This is a genomic window from Halioxenophilus aromaticivorans (assembly GCF_042850945.1).
In the GTDB taxonomy this organism is placed as follows: domain Bacteria; phylum Pseudomonadota; class Gammaproteobacteria; order Pseudomonadales; family Cellvibrionaceae; genus Halioxenophilus; species Halioxenophilus aromaticivorans.
On record NZ_AP031496.1, the window covers coordinates 3,580,504 to 3,599,349 of the forward strand.

General features: G+C 53.5%; 19 protein-coding genes. All 19 read left to right on the plus strand.

The annotated features are described in order from the left end of the window. Positions 1–17 precede the first annotated feature (17 nt). The 19 genes from cybH to ACGHM3_RS15545 all read left to right on the plus strand — a co-directional run bounded on the left by cybH (position 18) and on the right by ACGHM3_RS15545 (position 18,836). Entirely contained in the window at positions 18–701 is a 684-nt protein-coding gene (gene cybH / locus ACGHM3_RS15455) for a Ni/Fe-hydrogenase, b-type cytochrome subunit (protein WP_345427807.1), read from the plus strand. Positions 702–1,137: 436 nt separating this feature from the next. Beyond that, positions 1,138–1,848 (plus strand): HyaD/HybD family hydrogenase maturation endopeptidase, encoded by a 711-nt coding sequence (locus ACGHM3_RS15460; RefSeq protein ID WP_345427809.1) that lies wholly within the window; start codon positions 1,138–1,140, stop codon positions 1,846–1,848. Between the two features lie 11 nt (positions 1,849–1,859). After that, entirely contained in the window at positions 1,860–2,180 is a 321-nt protein-coding gene (locus ACGHM3_RS15465; RefSeq protein ID WP_345427810.1) for a HypC/HybG/HupF family hydrogenase formation chaperone, read from the plus strand. Continuing rightward, on the plus strand, positions 2,170–2,589 hold the full coding sequence (locus ACGHM3_RS15470; protein WP_345427811.1) for a hypothetical protein: 420 nt from the start codon (positions 2,170–2,172) through the stop codon (positions 2,587–2,589). Before ACGHM3_RS15465 ends, ACGHM3_RS15470 begins: the two co-directional genes overlap by 11 nt. A gap of 21 nt (positions 2,590–2,610) precedes the next feature. Next, on the plus strand, positions 2,611–3,507 hold the full coding sequence (locus tag ACGHM3_RS15475; RefSeq protein WP_345427812.1) for a hydrogenase expression/formation protein: 897 nt from the start codon (positions 2,611–2,613) through the stop codon (positions 3,505–3,507). Then, positions 3,504–3,728, plus strand: a complete 225-nt coding sequence (locus ACGHM3_RS15480; protein WP_345427813.1) for a rubredoxin — start codon at positions 3,504–3,506, stop codon at positions 3,726–3,728. The genes ACGHM3_RS15475 and ACGHM3_RS15480 overlap by 4 nt, the downstream gene beginning before the upstream one ends. Further along, positions 3,728–4,414 (plus strand): [NiFe]-hydrogenase assembly chaperone HybE, encoded by a 687-nt coding sequence (hybE, locus tag ACGHM3_RS15485; protein WP_345427815.1) that lies wholly within the window; start codon positions 3,728–3,730, stop codon positions 4,412–4,414. The genes ACGHM3_RS15480 and hybE overlap by 1 nt, the downstream gene beginning before the upstream one ends. Then, positions 4,411–5,607, plus strand: coding sequence for a nickel-dependent hydrogenase large subunit (locus tag ACGHM3_RS15490; protein WP_345427816.1), 1,197 nt, complete (start codon positions 4,411–4,413; stop codon positions 5,605–5,607). Before hybE ends, ACGHM3_RS15490 begins: the two co-directional genes overlap by 4 nt. Continuing rightward, on the plus strand, positions 5,600–5,941 hold the full coding sequence (gene hypA, locus ACGHM3_RS15495; RefSeq protein ID WP_345427817.1) for a hydrogenase maturation nickel metallochaperone HypA: 342 nt from the start codon (positions 5,600–5,602) through the stop codon (positions 5,939–5,941). The genes ACGHM3_RS15490 and hypA overlap by 8 nt, the downstream gene beginning before the upstream one ends. Further along, on the plus strand, positions 5,941–6,825 hold the full coding sequence (gene hypB, locus ACGHM3_RS15500; RefSeq protein ID WP_345427818.1) for a hydrogenase nickel incorporation protein HypB: 885 nt from the start codon (positions 5,941–5,943) through the stop codon (positions 6,823–6,825). Before hypA ends, hypB begins: the two co-directional genes overlap by 1 nt. A 10-nt stretch (positions 6,826–6,835) precedes the next feature. Then, positions 6,836–7,096, plus strand: coding sequence for a HypC/HybG/HupF family hydrogenase formation chaperone (locus tag ACGHM3_RS15505; RefSeq protein ID WP_345427819.1), 261 nt, complete (start codon positions 6,836–6,838; stop codon positions 7,094–7,096). Then, positions 7,093–8,253, plus strand: a complete 1,161-nt coding sequence (hypD, locus tag ACGHM3_RS15510; RefSeq protein WP_345427820.1) for a hydrogenase formation protein HypD — start codon at positions 7,093–7,095, stop codon at positions 8,251–8,253. Before ACGHM3_RS15505 ends, hypD begins: the two co-directional genes overlap by 4 nt. Further along, a complete protein-coding gene (hypE, locus tag ACGHM3_RS15515; RefSeq protein WP_345427821.1) occupies positions 8,250–9,296 on the plus strand; it encodes a hydrogenase expression/formation protein HypE in 1,047 nt (348 codons plus the stop codon). The genes hypD and hypE overlap by 4 nt, the downstream gene beginning before the upstream one ends. Positions 9,297–9,365: 69 nt before the next feature. Continuing rightward, positions 9,366–10,865 carry a sigma-54 dependent transcriptional regulator gene (locus ACGHM3_RS15520; protein ID WP_345427822.1) on the plus strand — a complete coding sequence of 500 codons (1,500 nt, stop codon included), beginning with the start codon at positions 9,366–9,368 and terminating at the stop codon, positions 10,863–10,865. Then, on the plus strand, positions 10,862–12,226 hold the full coding sequence (locus tag ACGHM3_RS15525; RefSeq protein WP_345427823.1) for an ATP-binding protein: 1,365 nt from the start codon (positions 10,862–10,864) through the stop codon (positions 12,224–12,226). The genes ACGHM3_RS15520 and ACGHM3_RS15525 overlap by 4 nt, the downstream gene beginning before the upstream one ends. Positions 12,227–12,234: 8 nt before the next feature. Next, positions 12,235–13,233 carry a hypothetical protein gene (locus tag ACGHM3_RS15530; protein WP_345427824.1) on the plus strand — a complete coding sequence of 333 codons (999 nt, stop codon included), beginning with the start codon at positions 12,235–12,237 and terminating at the stop codon, positions 13,231–13,233. Beyond that, complete coding sequence (locus ACGHM3_RS15535; protein ID WP_345427825.1) at positions 13,226–14,707, plus strand: nickel-dependent hydrogenase large subunit; 1,482 nt, start codon at positions 13,226–13,228, stop codon at positions 14,705–14,707. The genes ACGHM3_RS15530 and ACGHM3_RS15535 overlap by 8 nt, the downstream gene beginning before the upstream one ends. After that, on the plus strand, positions 14,707–17,076 hold the full coding sequence (gene hypF / locus ACGHM3_RS15540) for a carbamoyltransferase HypF (protein ID WP_345427826.1): 2,370 nt from the start codon (positions 14,707–14,709) through the stop codon (positions 17,074–17,076). Before ACGHM3_RS15535 ends, hypF begins: the two co-directional genes overlap by 1 nt. Positions 17,077–17,183: 107 nt before the next feature. Next, positions 17,184–18,836, plus strand: a complete 1,653-nt coding sequence (locus tag ACGHM3_RS15545) for a methyl-accepting chemotaxis protein (RefSeq protein WP_345427827.1) — start codon at positions 17,184–17,186, stop codon at positions 18,834–18,836. Positions 18,837–18,846: the final 10 nt, after the last annotated feature.

Sequence of the window (18,846 nt, forward strand, 5' to 3'; positions counted from 1 at the left end):
CGTTAAGAGGTGTTTCTATGGAAAGCACAATCAAGCGCACTTGCGTTTACGTTTACGAAGCACCGGTTAGGTTGTGGCATTGGCTAAATGCCCTGTGCATTGTGGTACTCGGCATCACCGGGTACCTAATTGCCAATCCACTGCCCACCATTCAAGGTGAACCTAACACGCTGTTTGTCATGGGCTACATTCGGTTCTTCCATTTTGCGTTTGCGTATATTTTTACCTTCGCTTTTATCGGCCGCATTTATTGGGCTTTTGTGGGTAATAAGCACTCGCGAGAATTGTTCACCCTGCCCATATTTAAAAAGGCCTATTGGAAAGAGCTCGGCCATGAAATTCAGTGGTACTTGTTCTTAACCAAAGAACCCAAAAAATACGTTGGCCACAACCCGCTGGCCGCTATTTTTATGATCGCCATTATCGTCGTGGGCGGCATAGTAATGGTGTTAACGGGATTTGCCCTTTACGCCGAGCAAGCCGGCCCCGGTAGCTGGCAGGACTCCATGTTCGGCTGGTTAATACCCATGGTGGGCCAAAGCCAAGACGTGCGCATGTGGCACCACTGGGGCCTGTGGATCATTACGATATTTGTCCTACTGCACATCTACGCGGCGGTACGCGAAGACATCATGTCCCGCCAAAGCCTGGTGAGCACCATGATCAGCGGTTGGCGCTTCTTTAAAGACGACCGCGACTAAAGGTTTCCCGACCCTCCTTCTCAGACTCGGGATTGCCCGCAAACTGGATAGCAAGCCGGTTTGCGGGCTTTTTTATAATGTCCCCATATTCTCTGCTGGCGAACCCATCACTCCGCAACGCCAACCCCAAACCGAACGTATAATTTGTTATCAAATCGGCGCCATATTGGAAACTAGGTTTCCACCCGATAGCAGCAAGCCTCACCAGGATCCCAATAAATCTATACAAATCAATAAGATAGACAACTCCACAAAAGTGGCACATAGGTTGCCATTAGTACTTTCCAATATCACAAGTAAAGCGACAAACGCACACCATTTGAGCCAGATCAAACCATAGTGGCCAAAGTTAAGAGCGCAAAGTCGCAAATAAGCCCGCTACGACGGGCAGATACCGTGTAACACAACAATAAGATAGAGTCTGAGAAGGTACACCATGAATACGCCCCCCAGAGTGCTCATATTGGGCATTGGTAATGTGTTGTGGGCAGACGAAGGCTTTGGCGTCCGCGCCATTGAATCGCTGCAACGCAACTACCAGTTTGAAAACCCAGATAACGTGCTCATGCTCGACGGCGGCACCCAAGGTATTTACCTGGTGCAGCATATCCGTGAAGCCGACATATTGGTGGTGTTCGATGCCATCGACTACGCCCTACCCGGCGGCACGATGAAAGTGGTTGAAGGCGACCAAGTACCCAAGTTTTTGGGCGTCAAAAAAGTCAGCCTACACCAAACTGGATTCCAAGAAGTCTTGGCCTTGGCCGAGATGATGGGCGACTACCCAGAGTACCTGCTCTTGGTTGGCGTGCAGCCGGTGCTGCTGGAAGATTACGGCGGTAGCCTGCAACCCCAAGTAAAAGCGCAAATCCCCACCGCCATCGATACCGCACTGAGCTACTTAAGCCAATTTGGTATTCATGCCATGCAACGAGCCACCCCGCTTACCCCCAATACAGAAGCTGCCGGCACCATCACGGATATGGACCGCTACGAGTACGAGCGGCCCAGTGCAACCAGCGCCCTACGCACCGGTGATGCCAGGGTGGTTCACTCTGACGATTTCCAAGTGGAATATCGCCCGGCGGACATCGACGGCGTTAGCGTTCCCCTGGATCACCACCTAGACACCTATCGCCCAACCTAAGAGTCACCGCTATGTGCCTTGGCATTCCCATGCAAGTGATCGCCAGTCACCCGCACCATGCCATCTGCCGCCAAGCCGATGGTAGCTGCGTGCAAATCGATACCCAACTGGTGGGTCCCCAGCCAGAAGGGGCTTGGCTGATGACGTTTTTAAACAGCGCCCGCGAGGTGATCAGTGCCGAGCGAGCCAAAGAGGTGCAAAACGCACTGCAAGCCTTGCACAACGCCATGGCTGGGCAGTCCGTAGACCATCTTTTTGCCGACCTGATAGATCGCGAACCACAGCTACCAGATTTCTTATGGCCCCAGCAGCCAGACGCAAATGAACACTAAATTAGGAGCCACCATGCCATCGCCTATTGTTGAAAACATGATCGCCAGAACGGCAATTCCCGTGGTAGACGCCGATACCGTCACCGATTTTATTAAGCAGTCGCCCCGCGCGGTGCTGTTCTTCTGTGCCGACCCCAAAAAATACCCTGAGAGCAACGACGTGGCCATGGCACTGCCGGAAATTATTAAAGAATACGACGGCTTGGCCGGCGCATTGGTGGCCCAAAGTTGTGAAATTGCCTTGCAAAAAGAGTTTAATTTTACCGCCTGGCCTGCCCTCGCCTTTTTTAAAGAAGGCCAATACCTGGGCGCGATTACCGGAATCCAAAACTGGGACGACTACCTAGAAAAAATAAACCAAATGTTCGCCAAAGATTTATCGGCCACCATTGCCACCGTTAACCTTTAACCCGACGCCAGGAGCAACCCCGTGAGCGATAACGATAATTCCATAATTTTTACCGATGCCATGAGTGGCTCAACCAGCGCCGGGCTCACCGGCCCCGGCAGCCAACCAGCGGAAGTCGATGGCGCCGAACTGGATATTCTGCAATTACCCTCAGGCATGGATACCTACGACGCCCCGCTGTTGCCAGAGCCTGAAGCCGTAACGCATCTGCAGCCGGCGGTTGCGCGGTTAAATCAATTGCAGCGTTTAATGCGCAACTATTCCGTTGAAGGCAATAACATCCAAATTGACCTATCTGATATGGACGCCCATAACAAAGACCTGGTCGACCAAGTCTGCGGCGAGGGGGAGGTCAGTATCTTATTTGGTAGCCACCAGGAGCATCGCATTCAAGAATCGGTATTAGCGGGCATTTGGCGTATTCAAACCCTGGCCAGCAATGGGCAGATTGTGAACGACCGCCTCGAAGTCGGCCCAATCCCAGCCATGGTGAAACAAGTGTCTTTTACCGGGGCCCAAGCCTCCATCAACGCCGATTTGGATAACCTACCACCTGGCGTACTCAACGCTCCGTCGTTGGTGGCAGAAATCAACGAGAAAATCGAAACCTTTCAAACCACCGGTGAAGAACACACCATCAATTTAACACTGCTGCCACAAACCGAGGAAGACCTCGGCTTTTTGGCCAACTGCCTGGGCCAGGGTAAATGTACGGTGTTGTCCCGTGGTTACGGCAATTGCCGGGTAACCAGTACCAACACGCAAAATGTTTGGTGGGTGCAGTATTTCAATTCCCAGGATAAAAACATTTTAAATTCATTGGAAATCAGCACCGTGCCAGAAGTGGCCTGCGCCGCAGCGGAAGACATCAGTGACAGCACCACTCGCCTGTACGAGATTCTGGAGATTTACCAATGAGAGAAGATATCGCCTTTGAAGGCTCCTACGGCGGCGACAACAGCAAGATAGCCGATGCAAGCCACTTGGAGTGCAAAATCTGTTGGTACGTGTACAAGCCCGAGCAAGGCGATGACTACTGGCACATTCCCGCCGGCACCCCCTTCTCGCAATTGCCAGAGCATTGGACCTGCCCCGAGTGCGACGGCAACAAAAATGATTTTATGGTAGTTGACGCGTAATGACCGAAACTGCGCTGAAAACCCTCACCCTGGCCGACTGGCAAACGCGTTTGGTGGCAACTTTTAGCCACATTGAAAAAACGCGCATGCAAGGCGTGCCAGTGTTGAACCCGGCGCTGCAAGTGAATGCTGACCACTTTACCCCGTGGCAGGATTACTTTTTAGGGGTAATGATCACACCTTGGTTTATGAACTTAATGCTGGCGCCCGCCACGGCGGAAACCTGCCAACAGTTTGCCGAGCTCAAACTCGGTAAAAAGCAAACCCATGTTTTTCCCTCTGGGCCTTACGAGTTTATCAATGGCCACGAGGATGAACTGGGCTTTTTTCAAAGCTGCTCGCTGTTTTCACCCATGTTCGATTTTACCGATCAAACCGCTGCACTGGACACCGCTGCCGCAGTGTTAAAAGAATTGATGAAAGTCGAAAACCTGGAAGAACTGGATGCCGGCAACGAACAGAGTTTGCATGAACTCGGCGATGCACAAGATGCGGAAGCACACCGAGAACAAGGGCAAGAACAAGGTAAAGACCAAGCTCAAGACAATGGCCGCTTATCAGAAACGACAGAAAGCACAGAAAGCACAGAAAGCACAGAAAGCACCTTAAAGAACGCAGACCCCCAAACACCTTTAGAACAAAAAACACTCAGCCGTCGACAACTGTTTTTGGGTGGTCGTAAATGATGCAACAAACCGCGGCACTGACCATCAACATCGCGCCCAGCTCTCAGGGCAATTCTCAGGGCAATACTGTACAACTGCACTCTGACCGCCCAGTATTGGCGGCCAATTATTTTATTGGTAAATCGGTGGACGAAACCCTGCGCCTTTTGCCCATGCTATTTTCCGTTTGCAGCAAGGCCCAGGCATGCGCCAGTGTTCGCGGTTTTGAGTGCGCCCTAAATCAAAACGCCGAAGCCTGCGTGCAGCGTCAGCGCCAAATTGCCGTGGACGTAGAAAGCTTGCGCGAGCATTTGTGGCGGATATTTCTGCAGTGGCCGCAGCTTTTGGGTAGCAAAGCCAAACAACCAATACTCGCTGAGGTTTTTCGCTTGCAACGAGCATTGGACGCACAACTGAACCCCAACAACCAACTGTTCACCATGAATGCCAAGGGTGCATTGCAAGTTGATAGCGTCTGTATGAAACAATTAAAGGCCCTGGTTGACTTGCAGGTGTTTGGCAGTAGCTGCGAACAGTGGCTGGCAATCACCGATTTATCCGAGCTTAGCCGCTGGCAGAAGGATACCGATACCTCCGCTAGCCAACTACTGAATGCCATCTCTGATAAGCAGTGGCAAAGCTCGGGCGATGGAGGCTACTCACCGCTGCCAGAATTAACCCCGGCACAGCAAAAAGAATTGCAACAACTCATGGCCCAGGACGAGTTTATCGCTCAGCCAACGTGGCTCAACCAAAGCTGCGAGAGCACTCCGTTAACCCGCAATCAAAGCCCCTTGCTTGAACAGTGCCAACAGCACTTTGGTACCGGCTTACTCACCCGGGCCATAGCCATGCTCACCGAAGTGGCAAACCTAGCCGCTAACCTATTGCGCTGGTTCCGCTACGTCCATTCGAAGCCTGCCGGCGAGCAATCGCCCACTTGGCAATTAGGGCACGCCGTCGCTGCCCGTGGCCAGCTATTCCATAGCGTGCAATGCCAAAACAACACGGTGACAGACTATCGAATTTTGGCGCCAACCGAATGGAACTTTCATCCCATGGGCGTAGTAAAAGCCGCGCTTGGACAATTGCAAGGCAGCCCAAACGCCCTAAAATTGCAAGCACAGTTATTTATAGAGCTATTAGACCCCTGCGTGGCCTACTCGGTTAGCACGCATCACGGAGTTGCTACTGGAGTTTCAACCCATGCATGAATTGAGCCTTTGCGAGGGCATTTTGCAAATACTGGAAGACAGCGCTAAGGCCCAGGGCTTTACCACCGTTAAAAGCGTGTGGCTGGAAATTGGCGCCCTGGCCGGTGTTGAACAATCGGCTCTGGAATTTAACTTTGATATCGTTACAAAAGGCTCCCTGGCCAGCAACGCAACACTAAACATTATTAACGTACCCGGCACCGCGTGGTGTATGCAGTGTGCCGACACCGTAGAAGTTAGCCAACGTTTCGACGCCTGCCCGCAGTGCAGCAGTTACCAGCTACAGGTAACCGGCGGCGAAGAAATGAAAATAAAAGAACTGGAGGTAGAATAATGTGTACCGTATGCGGATGTGCGGAAGGCGAAACGCAGATTGAAGGTCACAGCCATGAGCCCAAAAACAGCCATGAGCCTAATCACAGCCATAACCATGGCCATGATCACAACCACAATCATGACCACCATCACCACGGCCATTCTCACAACCACGACACCGGCTTGTTGCACTATGGCACCGGCCCTGCCCACGCCCACGCCCCCGGCATGAGCCAAGAGCGCATGGTGCAAATTGAACAGGATATCCTGTCCAAGAATAACCAGTACGCCAGTGCTAACCGCAACTGGTTTGCCGAGCACAATATTCTAGCGCTGAATTTGGTGTCCAGCCCCGGCTCGGGTAAAACCACCCTACTCACCCGCACCATCAACGATTTAAAAGATTCGTTGGCCATGTCGGTCATTGAAGGCGATCAGCAAACCATTAATGACGCCGAGCGCATCCGTGCCACCGGTGTAAAGGCCATTCAAATCAACACCGGCAAAGGCTGCCACCTGGATGGCCATATGGTGGGTCACGCCTTGGAAACCCTAGCCCCAGAAGATAGCAGCGTGGTGTTTATCGAAAACGTGGGCAACCTAGTATGCCCGGCCAGCTTTGATTTGGGCGAGGCACACAAGGTGGCCATTTTGTCGGTCACCGAAGGCGAAGACAAACCACTCAAATACCCAGATATGTTCTACGCCGCGGATATTATGCTGCTCAATAAGGTGGATTTACTGCCGCACCTAAACTTCGACGTTGAGTTATGCATTGCCAACGCCCGGCGGGTAAACCCCAAAATTAAAGTACTGCAAGTATCGGCCACCAGTGGTGAAGGTCTACAACAGTGGTATCACTGGTTAACCGCCAGCCAACAATTGGCCGGCCTCGGCGTGTGAGGAACAACCCATGTGTTTAGCCATTCCTGCTGAGGTAATCAGCATCGACCGTGACACCGATAACGCCAGCGTGGCCGTGGGCGAGGTTAAAAAAACCGTGTCCTTGGCGTTAGTAGAAGACGTCAACCCCGGAGACTTTGTGCTGATCCACGTCGGTTACGCCCTGGAAAAACTCGACCCAGAAGAAGCCGAAAAAACGTTGGCCATTTTTGCTGAAATGGACGCTGAAATGGCCCCTGAAACAACAACGGTTGAAGGCGACAGAGCATGAAATTTATCGACGAATATCGGCAGCAAGATGTCGCCAAACACATAGCCAAAAAAATTGCCGCTGCCGTAAACCCGGAACGCAGCTATCACATCATGGAATTTTGCGGCGGCCACACCCACGCGATTTTTCGCTACGGTGTACAAGATTTAATGCCGGCCAATGTGCAGTACATTCACGGCCCTGGCTGCCCGGTGTGTGTGCTGCCCATGGGCCGCATTGACATGGCCATTCAGTTAATGAAAACCGAAGACGTTATTTTGTGTACCTACGCCGATATGATGCGGGTACCGGCCAGCGGCCAAGAAAGTTTATTAAAACTAAAAGCCGCCGGCGGCGACGTGCGCATGGTGTACTCCACCCAGGATGCATTAAACATTGCGCGCAACAATCCCCAGCGGCAGGTGGTATTTTTTGCCATCGGTTTCGAAACCACCACGCCACCCACGGCGGTGGCCATCAAACAAGCCCAGGCGCAAAACATCGAAAACTTTAGTGTGTTTTGCAACCACGTATTAACACCCGCCGCCATGACCGGCCTGCTGGAATCCCCAGAAGTGGCCCAGGGCGACCAAGTACAGATCGATGGCTTTTTGGGGCCCTCCCATGTTAGTTCCATCATCGGCAGCAAACCCTACGAGTTTGTGCCCCAAACCTATGGCAAGCCGGTGGTCATCGCAGGTTTTGAACCGCTCGATGTTATGCAAGCCACGTTGATGGTGATTAACCAAATCAACCAAAATCGCGCCGAGGTGGAAAACGAATACTCGCGGGTAGTGACCCCCGAGGGCAATCGCAAAGCCTGCGCTTTAGTGGATGAGGTAATGACCCTACGCGATAGTTTTGAGTGGCGTGGGCTGGGTTTTATTGCCAACAGCGCTTTAAAAATCCGCCCGGAATTCAGCCAATTCGACGCCGAGCAACGCTTTGCCTGCCTGCGCGACAGCGCCTACGTCATCGCCAGCGATCACAAAGCCTGTGAATGCCCCAGCATTCTGCGCGGGGTGAAAAAACCCACCGATTGTTCCTTGTTTGGCAAGGCCTGCACACCAGAAAACCCCATGGGCTCTTGCATGGTGTCCTCCGAGGGCGCCTGTGCCGCCTACTGGAGCTACGGCCGTTTCCGCGACACCCACAGCACCGAGGTAAATTGCGCATGACGGCGGCAAATCGTTTTCCGGGTAAGCTCAACCTGCGCACCGGCAAAGTAGATATGTCCCACGGCAGTGGCGGCCGCGCCAGCGCCCAATTGATTGAACAGCTGTTTGTTAAACACCTGGATAACCCACTGTTGGCCCAGGGCAATGATGGCACCGTATTTCCGTCACCGGGTGAGCAACTGGTGATGAGTACCGACAGCCATGTGATTTCGCCGCTGTTTTTCCCCGGCGGCAATATCGGCTCCCTGGCGGTACACGGCACGGTGAATGACCTGGCCATGTCCGGTGCACGGCCGCTGTACCTGTCCGCCGGGTTTATTTTAGAAGAAGGCTTTCCCCTGGCCGATTTGAACACCATCGTCGCCAGCATGGCCCAAGCGGCAACGGCCGCCGGCGTGCAGATTATCACCGGCGACACCAAAGTGGTGGAAAAAGGCAAAGGTGATGGCGTGTTTATCAACACTGCAGGGGTTGGCGTGGTGGATAGCCGGCGGCAGATCTCCGGCGAGCGCGCCCAGGCCGGCGATGTGGTCATCGTCAGTGGGTCCATGGGCGACCACGGGGTGGCGATTATGTCCAGCCGCGAAAACCTGGAGTTTGAAACCACCATCGAATCGGACAGCGCCGCACTCAATGGGCTAATCGCCGATATGCTGGCAACCGAGGCCGATATTCACTGCCTGCGAGACCCCACCCGAGGCGGCCTAGCCACCACCCTGAACGAACTCGCGCAACAATCCGGCGTAGGCATTAAACTGAAAGAACAGGCCATCCCCATAAAGCCTGCGGTGCACGCCGCCTGCGAACTCCTGGGGCTAGACCCACTATACGTCGCAAATGAGGGCAAGCTAATTTGCATTTGCCCAGCAAAGCAGGCACAACAGCTACTGGCTGTGATGCGCCAGCACCCCCTGGGGAGTGACGCCGCCATAATTGGTGAGGTAATAGAAGATCCACACCACTTTGTGCAGATGGAAACCGCCTTTGGCGGCAACCGAATCGTCGACTGGTTAGCCGGCGAGCAACTGCCAAGAATATGTTAATCGAACCAACGGCAAGGACGCCGTTTTCGTACCAGAAGCAAAAACAAACGAACCACAATAGGTACATAAATGACCGCCACTCTTCCCACAGTGCTCATCGTCGATGACGAGGTTCGCGGCCTAGAGACGTTGCAACGGATATTAGACGACGACTTCGACGTAAAAACCGCCGCCACCATTGCCGATGCCACGCAAATACTGGAGCAAGAGTGGGTGCAAATAATCCTGTGTGACCAACGTATGCCAGAACTCACCGGGGTGGAGTTTTTAAAACAGGTGCGCGATCAGTGGCCAGAAGTCATCCGTATGATTATCTCCGGCTACACCGACTCTGCCGATATCATCAGTGCCGTCAACGATGCCGGCATTTACCAATACATCACCAAACCTTGGCAGCCCGATAACCTCATTCTAACGCTGAAAAACGCCACGCGTTTGTTTGAATTGCAGCGCCAAAACGAAGCGCTGTCCATCGAGCTTAAAATGATTCCCGGCCAGGTGGACGCCGCCGTTAGCAATAAAAAACAACAGCTGCGTAAAACCTACCAAGAAGACGACGGTATTGTGCGCACCGACGCCAGCCCAATGAACGGCGTATGCGAACACATTCGCCAAGTGGCTCCGTTCGATGTCTCGGTATTGATTATGGGCGAATCCGGCACCGGTAAAGAGCTGGCCGCCCGCGCGGTGCATTACAACAGCCTGCGCTGGGACAAGCCCTTCGTGGTGGAAAACTGCGGCGCCCTACCCGATGAACTGCTCGAAAGCGAACTGTTCGGCTACAAGCGTGGTGCCTTTACTGGCGCAGTAGAAGACCGCGTGGGTATTTTTGAGCGCGCCAACGGCGGCACTGTTTTTTTGGATGAGATCGGTGAGGTTTCGCCAGCCTTCCAGGTAAAACTGTTGCGGGTATTACAAGAAGGCGAAATTCGCCCGCTGGGCAGCTCGCGCACGCGCAAGGTTGACGTGCGTATTATTGCCGCCACCAACAAAGACTTGGAAGAGGAAGTCGCCGCCGGTCGCTTTCGCGAGGATTTGTATTACCGGCTGGCCACCGTTAATGTGATTATTCCGCCCTTGCGCGAACGGCGCGAAGATATCCCAGCATTGGCCACCGCCCTGCTCAATCACACCATTCGCAGCCTGGGAAAAACCGTGTCTGGCTTTAATGGCGAAGCCCTGGCCTGCATGCAAGAGTACCGCTGGCCTGGTAACGTACGTGAGTTGCAAAACGAAGTCAGCCACATGCTGGTAACTTGCCAAGGTAACGAACTTACCGCCGATTTACTCAGCGCCCGGGTGCTGCGCGCAGCCCCAAAAGAAGAAGCCCCTGTCATGGAAAGCCTGGCCGGCCTAAACGGCACACTGAAAGATCGAGTAGAAGCGCTGGAAGCCCGCATATTAAAAGAAACTTTAATTCGCCACCGCTGGAATAAAAGCCGGGCCGCCAACGAATTGGGGTTATCCCGCGTGGGGCTTCGCAACAAACTGGATCGCTACGGATTAGAAAAATTAGACTTATCCGGTTTGGATATTCCTGGCATCAACACCGAGGCTGCTGATTCATGAGCGAGCGTTCGGCCAGCGGCAAAAATCAATTAATCATCGGCTCGGAGCAACTCAGCCCAAGCCAGTACGGTGATAATACGGAAACCGCCTGGGTGGAAGTCATCCACAAAATGGAATCCGTCTACGCCGATCTGGTGCAACACCAGGTTGAGTTGGAGGATAAAAACTCGGAGCTAGAACAAGCCCAGCAGTTTATCTCCAGCGTACTGTCAGCCATGACGGATGTGCTGCTGGCCTGCGATACCGCCGGCAATATCGAACAAGTAAACTCGGCGTTGGTGGCCCTTACCGGCAAACCGGAACAAGCCTTTCTCAATCAACCTCTCAGCTCGGTTTTTAGCGCTGAGTGCGCTGAGCAGGTGGCCCGCTTCGCCCAGGCTTTACAGCGCGAACTGGTTATCGATATCGAAGTTAGTGTGCGCTGCGCGGATAACTCCACCACCCCGCTGGCCCTCAACTGCTCGCCACGCTACGACCACGATGGCGGCGTGGTAGGCATGGTGCTCATTGGCCGACCGGTAGGCGAACTGCGCCGGGCCTACGATCAACTCAAACAAACCCAACAGCAACTCGTGCACTCCGAAAAAATGGCTTCCTTGGGCCGATTGGTTGCCGGCGTTGCCCACGAATTAAATAACCCCATCAGTTTTGTGTTTGGCAACATGCACGCGCTAAAACGCTACAGTGACCGCGTTACCCGATACCTGGAACGGGTAAATGAATTGGCCATAGGGCCAGAACTGGCAGCCATTCAGCAAGAGCTAAAAATCGACCGAATTCTCAACGATATGGGGCCACTTATTGATGGCACCTTAGAAGGCGCCGAGCGGGTCAGCGAAATTGTGCAAGATTTACGGCGTTATTCCGGCGGCCAGCGCGAAGCCGTGGAAAGCACCGATCTAACCTCGGTGGTGTATAAAGCCGTAGAATGGGTGATTCGCGCCAGCCGCGTACAGCCAGCGGTGGACTACAATCTGCCAACGCAGTTTGAGCTGGATACCCGCAAGGGCCAGGTGCACCAAATACTGGTGAACTTGTTTCAAAATGCCCTGGATGCCATGGAGGGCCAAGCCAACCCCAAGCTCACCATTGTGCACGAAATCATCGACACCACCTTTGTACTGCACGTGATCGACAACGGCCCGGGCATTGCCAACAACGATTTACCGCATATTTTTGAGCCTTTTTTTACCAGCAAACCAGTGGGCCAAGGCACCGGCCTGGGGCTGTACATCAGCTACGGCTTAGCGCAGGATTTGGGCGGCGACTTATCCGCCCACAACGACGAAGGCACCAGCGGCGCCTGCTTTACCCTAACCCTGCCCATTCACCAAGATGGCAACATCCACGATGATAGGTAACCACTAACATGCTGAATTTACTGTGGCTCCAATCCGGTGGTTGCGGCGGCTGTTCCATGTCGTGGTTAAACGCAGAGTCGCCGGATTTAATCACAAGCCTTGCAGCCGCCGGCATTAATTTGTTGTGGCACCCGTCGTTAAGCGAAGACTGCGACAGCGATTTTATTGGCCTGTTGGAGTCCTGCATTAGTGGCCAAACCGAACTCAGCATTTTGTGTTTGGAAGGTTCGGTTATTCAAGGCCCCAACGGCACCGGCGCCTTTCACAAATTGGCCGGCACCAACCGTCCCATGCGAGATTGGTTAGCAGAACTATGCCAGGTAGCGCAGCACGTGGTTGCCGTGGGCAACTGTGCCGCCTACGGCGGTATTACCGCCGCCGGAGGTAACCCCAGTGAAGCCTGCGGCTTGCAATACTACGAGAGCAAACCCGGCGGCCTGTTGGGCGAGGCCTTTACCGCGCAAGGCGGCCTGCCCGTTATCAACATTGCCGGCTGCCCCACCCACCCCAATTGGATCAGCGATACCCTCACCCAAATTGCGCTGGGGGATATGAACGAAACCGAACTGGACAAGTACTACCGGCCACGCAGCTACACCGATCACTTGGTGCATCACGGTTGCCCGCGCAACGAATATTACGAATACAAAGCCAGCGCCGAAAAACCCTCGGACCTGGGCTGCATGATGGAACACATGGGTTGCCTGGGCACCCAAGCCCACGCCGATTGCAATACCCGGCTGTGGAATGGCTCGGGCTCGTGTTTGCGCGGCGGCTATCCGTGTATTAATTGCACCGCGCCTAAATTTCACGAACCCGGCCACAGTTTTACCCAAACCCCGAAAATTGCCGGTATTCCGGTGGGCTTACCCACCGATATGCCCAAAGCCTGGTTTGTTGCGTTATCCTCCCTAGCCAAAGCCGCCACACCGCAGCGGTTAAAACACAACGCCTTAATTGATCACATAGAACTGCCGCCAGAACCGAGTAAAAATAAACGTGACTAACAAAAGCCGCCGGGTGGTTGGCCCGTTTAACCGGGTTGAGGGTGATTTAGAAGTACAACTCGAAATAAACACCGCCACCGTTGATAAAGCCTGGGTTGTATCGCCACTGTACCGTGGCTACGAACAAATTCTGCAAGGCAAATCGCCCTTGGATTCACTGGTGTACGTGCCGCGTATTTGCGGCATTTGCTCGGTGTCGCAATCCGTGGCCGCCGCCCAAGCCCTGGCCGCGCTCACCGGCCTACAGCCGGAGCCCAACGGCGAACTGGCCACCAATTTAATACTGGCCAACGAAAACCTTACCGATCATCTAACTCACTTTTATCTATTTTTTATGCCGGATTTTGCCCGCGATAGCTATCGCGAGGAGCCCTGGTATGAGCAAGCCGTTGCGCGCTTTAAAGCCGTCACCGGCAGCGCCAGCAAACACGTGCTACCCGCCCGCGCCGAGTTTTTGCATCTAATGGGCTTACTGGCCGGTAAATGGCCCCACAGCCTCGCCTTACAACCCGGCGGCACCAGCCGCGCCATCGAATCCGGTGAAAAAGCCCGTGTCGTGGCCACGCTGTACGGTTTCCGCCAGTTTTTAGAAGCCACCCTGTTTGGCGATAGCCTGGAATCCATCACCAGCCTAGAAAGCGAACAAGCGCTGCATCGTTGGCGCAACCAATTTAGCCCCACCCACAGCGATTTTTGCCACTTTTTGCATATCGCCGAGCAACAAGATCTGCACACACTAGGCCGCGCCTACGACCGATTTATGAGCTATGGTGTTTACCACAACCAGGGCCAAGCCCTATTTGGCCCCGGTATATACGATGGCACAAGCCAGCAGCACAGCACGCTGAATCAATCCGCCATTGCCGAGGATATCAGCCACACCTGGGCCCATTACAATGCCCAGGCCCAACACCCGTTTAACGGTGAAACCCTGCCCTCTTTGGATAACGAAAACGCCTACAGCTGGTGCAAGGCGCCGCGACTAGATGGCCAGCCGGTGGAGGTGGGCGCCCTGGCGCGGCAAGTGGTTAACAGCCACCCGTTATTTTTAGATTTGGTCAACAACAGCGGTGGCAATGTACGCAACCGGGTCATTGCTCGTTTGGTGGAGCTGGCCCAGGTGGTCATTGCCATGGAAAAGTGGGCCAAGCAATTGCGCCCCAAAGAGCCCTTTTGCGCCGAGTTTGTATTACCTAATGAGGCCCAAGGCTTCGGCATGATGGAAGCCGCCCGCGGCAGCCTGGGGCATTGGCTTACCGTTAAACGCGGCAAAATTGCCAACTACCAAATCGTCGCCCCCACCACCTGGAACTTTTCCCCGCGAGATAGCCAAGGCCAACCCGGCGCACTAGAGCTGGCCCTGGAGAACACACCCTTAAGGCCCAGCGAAATAGGCCAAGAAAAGAAAAACCCAGTGGCCGTACAACACATTGTGCGCTCGTTTGACCCCTGCATGGTGTGCACGGTGCACTGATGAGCCAGGCCGAGGTTATTCGCGTAACGGGCACCGTGCAGGGCGTGGGCTTTAGGCCGTTTGTGTGGCAACTGGCCGCGCAATTAAACATTACCGGCGATGTTAATAACGACGGCCAAGGCGTACTGATTCACGCCTGGGCAAGCCAGGCTACGCTGGACACCTTTGCCCAGCGGCTAAAAAGCGAAGCGCCGCCACTGGCGGTGGTTGATAGCATTACCCGCAGCCCGTTAAGCCAACTTTCGCCACCTGCCGGCTTTAGCATTGTGGCCAGCAAACACAGCCAAGCTGCCACCGGCGTGGTGGCCGATGCCGCCACCTGCCCTGCGTGTTTGAGTGAGGTGTTCGACCCAGCCAATCGCCGCTATGGCTACCCCTTTACCAACTGCACCCACTGCGGGCCGCGTTTTTCGATTATTAAACGCATTCCCTACGACCGCGCCAACACCAGCATGGCGGCGTTTACCCAGTGCCCCAGTTGCCAAAGTGAATACAGCAACCCCGCCGATAGACGCTTTCACGCCCAACCCAACGCCTGTGCCCAATGCGGCCCGCAGTTGTGGCTGGAGGATAACCTGGGCAATAAAATGGGTGACGGAATTGGCGACGGTATTGAGGATAATAGTGGCAACACTAACCACCACGCCATAGATCGTGCAGCACAGCTCATTCAGCAAGGTTATATTGTTGCCATTAAAGGCATAGGCGGAATTCATTTAGCGGTGGATGCTTGCAACAGCCAAGCGGTGGATAAGCTGCGTGCGCGTAAACAACGCTACGGCAAACCGCTGGCATTAATGGCCAGGGACGAAGCACAAATTCGCCAATACGCCGAGCTGAGCCCACAACACAGCCAAGCGATAGCAAGCCCCGCCGCGCCCATTGTTTTATTGCCACAAATACAACCGGCTAATACCGCGCTGGCGCTAGGCGTTGCCCCCAACCAAAACCAATTGGGCTTTATGCTGCCCTACTCGCCCTTACATCACTGGTTACTGCGCAAACTGAACAGCCCCATTGTGTTGACCTCCGGCAATCGCAGCGACGAACCCCAGTGCATTGGCAACCAAGAGGCCCTTGAACGGCTGGCCGATATTGCCGATTATTTTTTGCTGCATAACCGCGACATTATTAACCGCTTGGACGACTCGGTGGTACAAATTATGGGCGGTAAACAAACCGTTATGCGCCGCGCCCGCGGCTTCGCCCCACAACCCATAAAATTACCGCCGGGTTTTAACGCCCCCAAAACCGTTTTAGCCTTGGGTGCAGATTTAAAAAACACCGTTTGTTTTGCCAAAGATGGCCACGCGTTGCTGAGCCAACACATTGGCGATCTTGAAAACCCTAGCGCGCAGTTGGATTTTCGCCACACCATTGAATTACTGGCGCAGTTGTTTCAATCACAACCGGATATTATCGCCACCGATAAACACCCCAATTATTTATCCGCTGCATTTGGTGTACAGCAAGCCGCAGAAAAAAACCTCGACACCTTTGCGGTGCAGCACCACCACGCTCATATCGCCGCAGCCATGATAGACGCCGGCCTTCCGGCCAACAGTGAACCGTTATTAGGCATCGCCTTGGACGGCCTGGGTTTCGGTGACGACGGCTCTTTTTGGGGCGGGGAAATACTGCTGGCCAATTACCAAAAATCCCTACGAGTAGCCCGCCTGCAACCGGTCAGTATGTTGGGGGGCAATGTGGCCATGCGTGAACCCTGGCGCAACACCCTGGCCCACCTTTTTGCCAGTGGGGTTTGGCAAACATTGGCCAAGGGTTATAAAGAACTCAGTATTACCGAATTTTTATCAGACAAGCCCATTGCCATTTTACAAAAAATGGCGGCACAACAATTAAATAGCCCAGCCAGTTCTTCTGCCGGGCGATTATTTGATGCCGTGGCCGCTTTGCTTAACCTATGCCGAGAGCAGCAAACCTACGAAGGCCAAGCTGCCACACAACTGCAAACACTGGCCGAAGAATACCGCCCAACTGGAAGCGAGCGCAGCCTGCCATTCGACATTCTTAATACCTCGGGTCTAATGGAAATATCTTGGCAACGGTTTTGGCCAGAAATACTGCAGCGCTTAAAAACCCACAGTAACCTGCCACAGCTGGCGTGGCTATTTCATTTAACACTGGCCCAGGCAGTCACACGCTCCACCACCCAACTGGCTCAACAACACCGGGTGCAAACGGTCATGTTAAGCGGTGGCGTTGCGCACAATCGTCTACTGAGCGAAATGATTATCCAAAGGCTAGACAGTAACAACCTTCATTGCCACATTGCTGGTAACATTCCGAGCAACGATGGTGGCATTGCCCTAGGCCAGGCCGCGATTGCCTTGGCAAATTTAAAATAGCTCTCTCCATCTTTTTTTAATTTATTTTCATCAAATCCTACCAATTATTTATGCTGTGCTAATCTTAGGTGAGTGGATACTTATCGTAATGGAGATTACTCACAGTGATGTCGCTAGATCCAAGTTGTAAGTACGATAACGCTTTACCCAATGCAACGCTCTCACCGCCGCGACAAAAAAATTTACACCAATCCAATCAAGTAAAGGCCAGCACCTTCGGTTTTACGGCACTATTTTTTATTTTATTTGCCGCAGCCACACTGGCGGGCTGGTTAAATCCGATCTTAGCCACTTTAGTAGCCTGCGCAGTGGGCGCGTTGGTTGCCGTGGCCGATGCAGTTTACATTCGGCAAATGGACCGCAGCATCGCCATAATGGCAACCGCACTGGCAGACGGCAGTAAAAATGTAAACGATGTTTCCACGGAATTCGTCCTGCCGGAGAGTTCACCGGTAAAAACCATCAGTAGAGTCATCGCCCAACGAGATTCATCGGTGCGCGAAATGGTTTTCCGCGTGCGCTACGGCATACGTGAGGTGTCTACCCTGGCCAGCCTGTTATCTAACTCCCTGGCGGATACCCATCAATTAGCCAACCAACAAAAAGACCTAGCCAGCAGCGTGTTCGATGCCAGCGAAGCATCGCGCCGGGCGGTGGCCTCGGTGCAGGAACGCGCGGGCCATCTCAACGCAACAACTCAGCAGCAGCGCAAGGCGGTGTTGGAATCGCAAGCCGAATTGCAAGCCGCTGCAGATCAAGTACAAGGGGCGGTAGATAAACTTAGCCATTTTTACTGCGTTGTGGATGAGCTGGAAACACACTCCACGGAAATCGGCGATATTGTTTCTGTGATAAGCGCAATTTCAGACCAAACCAATTTACTGGCCCTAAACGCGGCCATAGAAGCCTCCTCTGCCGGCGAGGCAGGTAAGGGTTTTGCCGTGGTGGCCACCGAGGTTCGACAGCTGGCGGAACAGGTAAAAAAAGCTACGGAGACCATCACCACCAGTATCGATCGTATGAAGGTAAAGGTCAGCGAAACCCAGACTCAAACCAAAGATATCCACCAACGTGTGGATGCTACCGCACTGGCAGTGAGTAACGCCGGCGACCGCTTTGCGGCAATGATCGACGAATACTCAGCCATGGCGGAGCATTTGGATTACACCCAAGATGCCATCACCCAGCTGAGTAATATCAGCAGCCAAATTGGCGATATAACCCATGACATTCATCGCAGTTGCGACGACGTTGCCAGCCAAATGAATGGCGGCGAGAGCCAACTGCATAATCTATCGGCGGCAACAGAACGCATTTTACAGGTATCGGATGCGTTTTTTGTGGGTGGCGATAAAACTGAAATCATTCCGCACCGATTAAAATATTATTGCCGTAAACTTGAGGCCATTGTGCAGCAGGCCGCCGAACCCCCTACTAATTTACTAAGCGACAAAATTACCGACAAACCAGTACATGTGGCTCAAGCCGTACTCGCTCGTTTTTTAAAAGAACTGCGCATGGAAATTGAAGATTTAAGCTACGCGATTGTGCATTGCAGCCAAACCGATCAACACCACTACCAAGGCGAGCTACCAGCAGGCCATAAAAGCCAAAGCCTGCCAATCAGTAACAACGACGGCGTGGTGCAAAAAAGCTACATGGATGATGGCCAAACGTTTTATGACTTTTCTGCGCCAATTTACATCGATGGCCAGCCATGGGGCAGATTACAACTGGGCTTTTTAGCCAGCGCACTTTAGGCCTGACACC

Bases quoted from the DNA above. Each gene is read 5' to 3' on its own strand.
- cybH (WP_345427807.1), top strand. From the start codon at position 18: ATGGAAAGCACAATCAAGCGCACTTGCGTTTACGTTTACGAAGCACCG.
- ACGHM3_RS15460 (WP_345427809.1), top strand. From the start codon at position 1,138: ATGAATACGCCCCCCAGAGTGCTCATATTGGGCATTGGTAATGTGTTG.
- ACGHM3_RS15465 (WP_345427810.1), top strand. From the start codon at position 1,860: ATGTGCCTTGGCATTCCCATGCAAGTGATCGCCAGTCACCCGCACCAT.
- ACGHM3_RS15470 (WP_345427811.1), top strand. From the start codon at position 2,170: ATGAACACTAAATTAGGAGCCACCATGCCATCGCCTATTGTTGAAAAC.
- ACGHM3_RS15480 (WP_345427813.1), top strand. From the start codon at position 3,504: ATGAGAGAAGATATCGCCTTTGAAGGCTCCTACGGCGGCGACAACAGC.
- hybE (WP_345427815.1), top strand. From the start codon at position 3,728: ATGACCGAAACTGCGCTGAAAACCCTCACCCTGGCCGACTGGCAAACG.
- ACGHM3_RS15490 (WP_345427816.1), top strand. From the start codon at position 4,411: ATGATGCAACAAACCGCGGCACTGACCATCAACATCGCGCCCAGCTCT.
- hypA (WP_345427817.1), top strand. From the start codon at position 5,600: ATGCATGAATTGAGCCTTTGCGAGGGCATTTTGCAAATACTGGAAGAC.
- hypB (WP_345427818.1), top strand. From the start codon at position 5,941: ATGTGTACCGTATGCGGATGTGCGGAAGGCGAAACGCAGATTGAAGGT.
- ACGHM3_RS15505 (WP_345427819.1), top strand. From the start codon at position 6,836: ATGTGTTTAGCCATTCCTGCTGAGGTAATCAGCATCGACCGTGACACC.
- hypD (WP_345427820.1), top strand. From the start codon at position 7,093: ATGAAATTTATCGACGAATATCGGCAGCAAGATGTCGCCAAACACATA.
- hypE (WP_345427821.1), top strand. From the start codon at position 8,250: ATGACGGCGGCAAATCGTTTTCCGGGTAAGCTCAACCTGCGCACCGGC.
- ACGHM3_RS15520 (WP_345427822.1), top strand. From the start codon at position 9,366: ATGACCGCCACTCTTCCCACAGTGCTCATCGTCGATGACGAGGTTCGC.
- ACGHM3_RS15525 (WP_345427823.1), top strand. From the start codon at position 10,862: ATGAGCGAGCGTTCGGCCAGCGGCAAAAATCAATTAATCATCGGCTCG.
- ACGHM3_RS15530 (WP_345427824.1), top strand. From the start codon at position 12,235: ATGCTGAATTTACTGTGGCTCCAATCCGGTGGTTGCGGCGGCTGTTCC.
- hypF (WP_345427826.1), top strand. From the start codon at position 14,707: ATGAGCCAGGCCGAGGTTATTCGCGTAACGGGCACCGTGCAGGGCGTG.
- ACGHM3_RS15545 (WP_345427827.1), top strand. From the start codon at position 17,184: ATGTCGCTAGATCCAAGTTGTAAGTACGATAACGCTTTACCCAATGCA.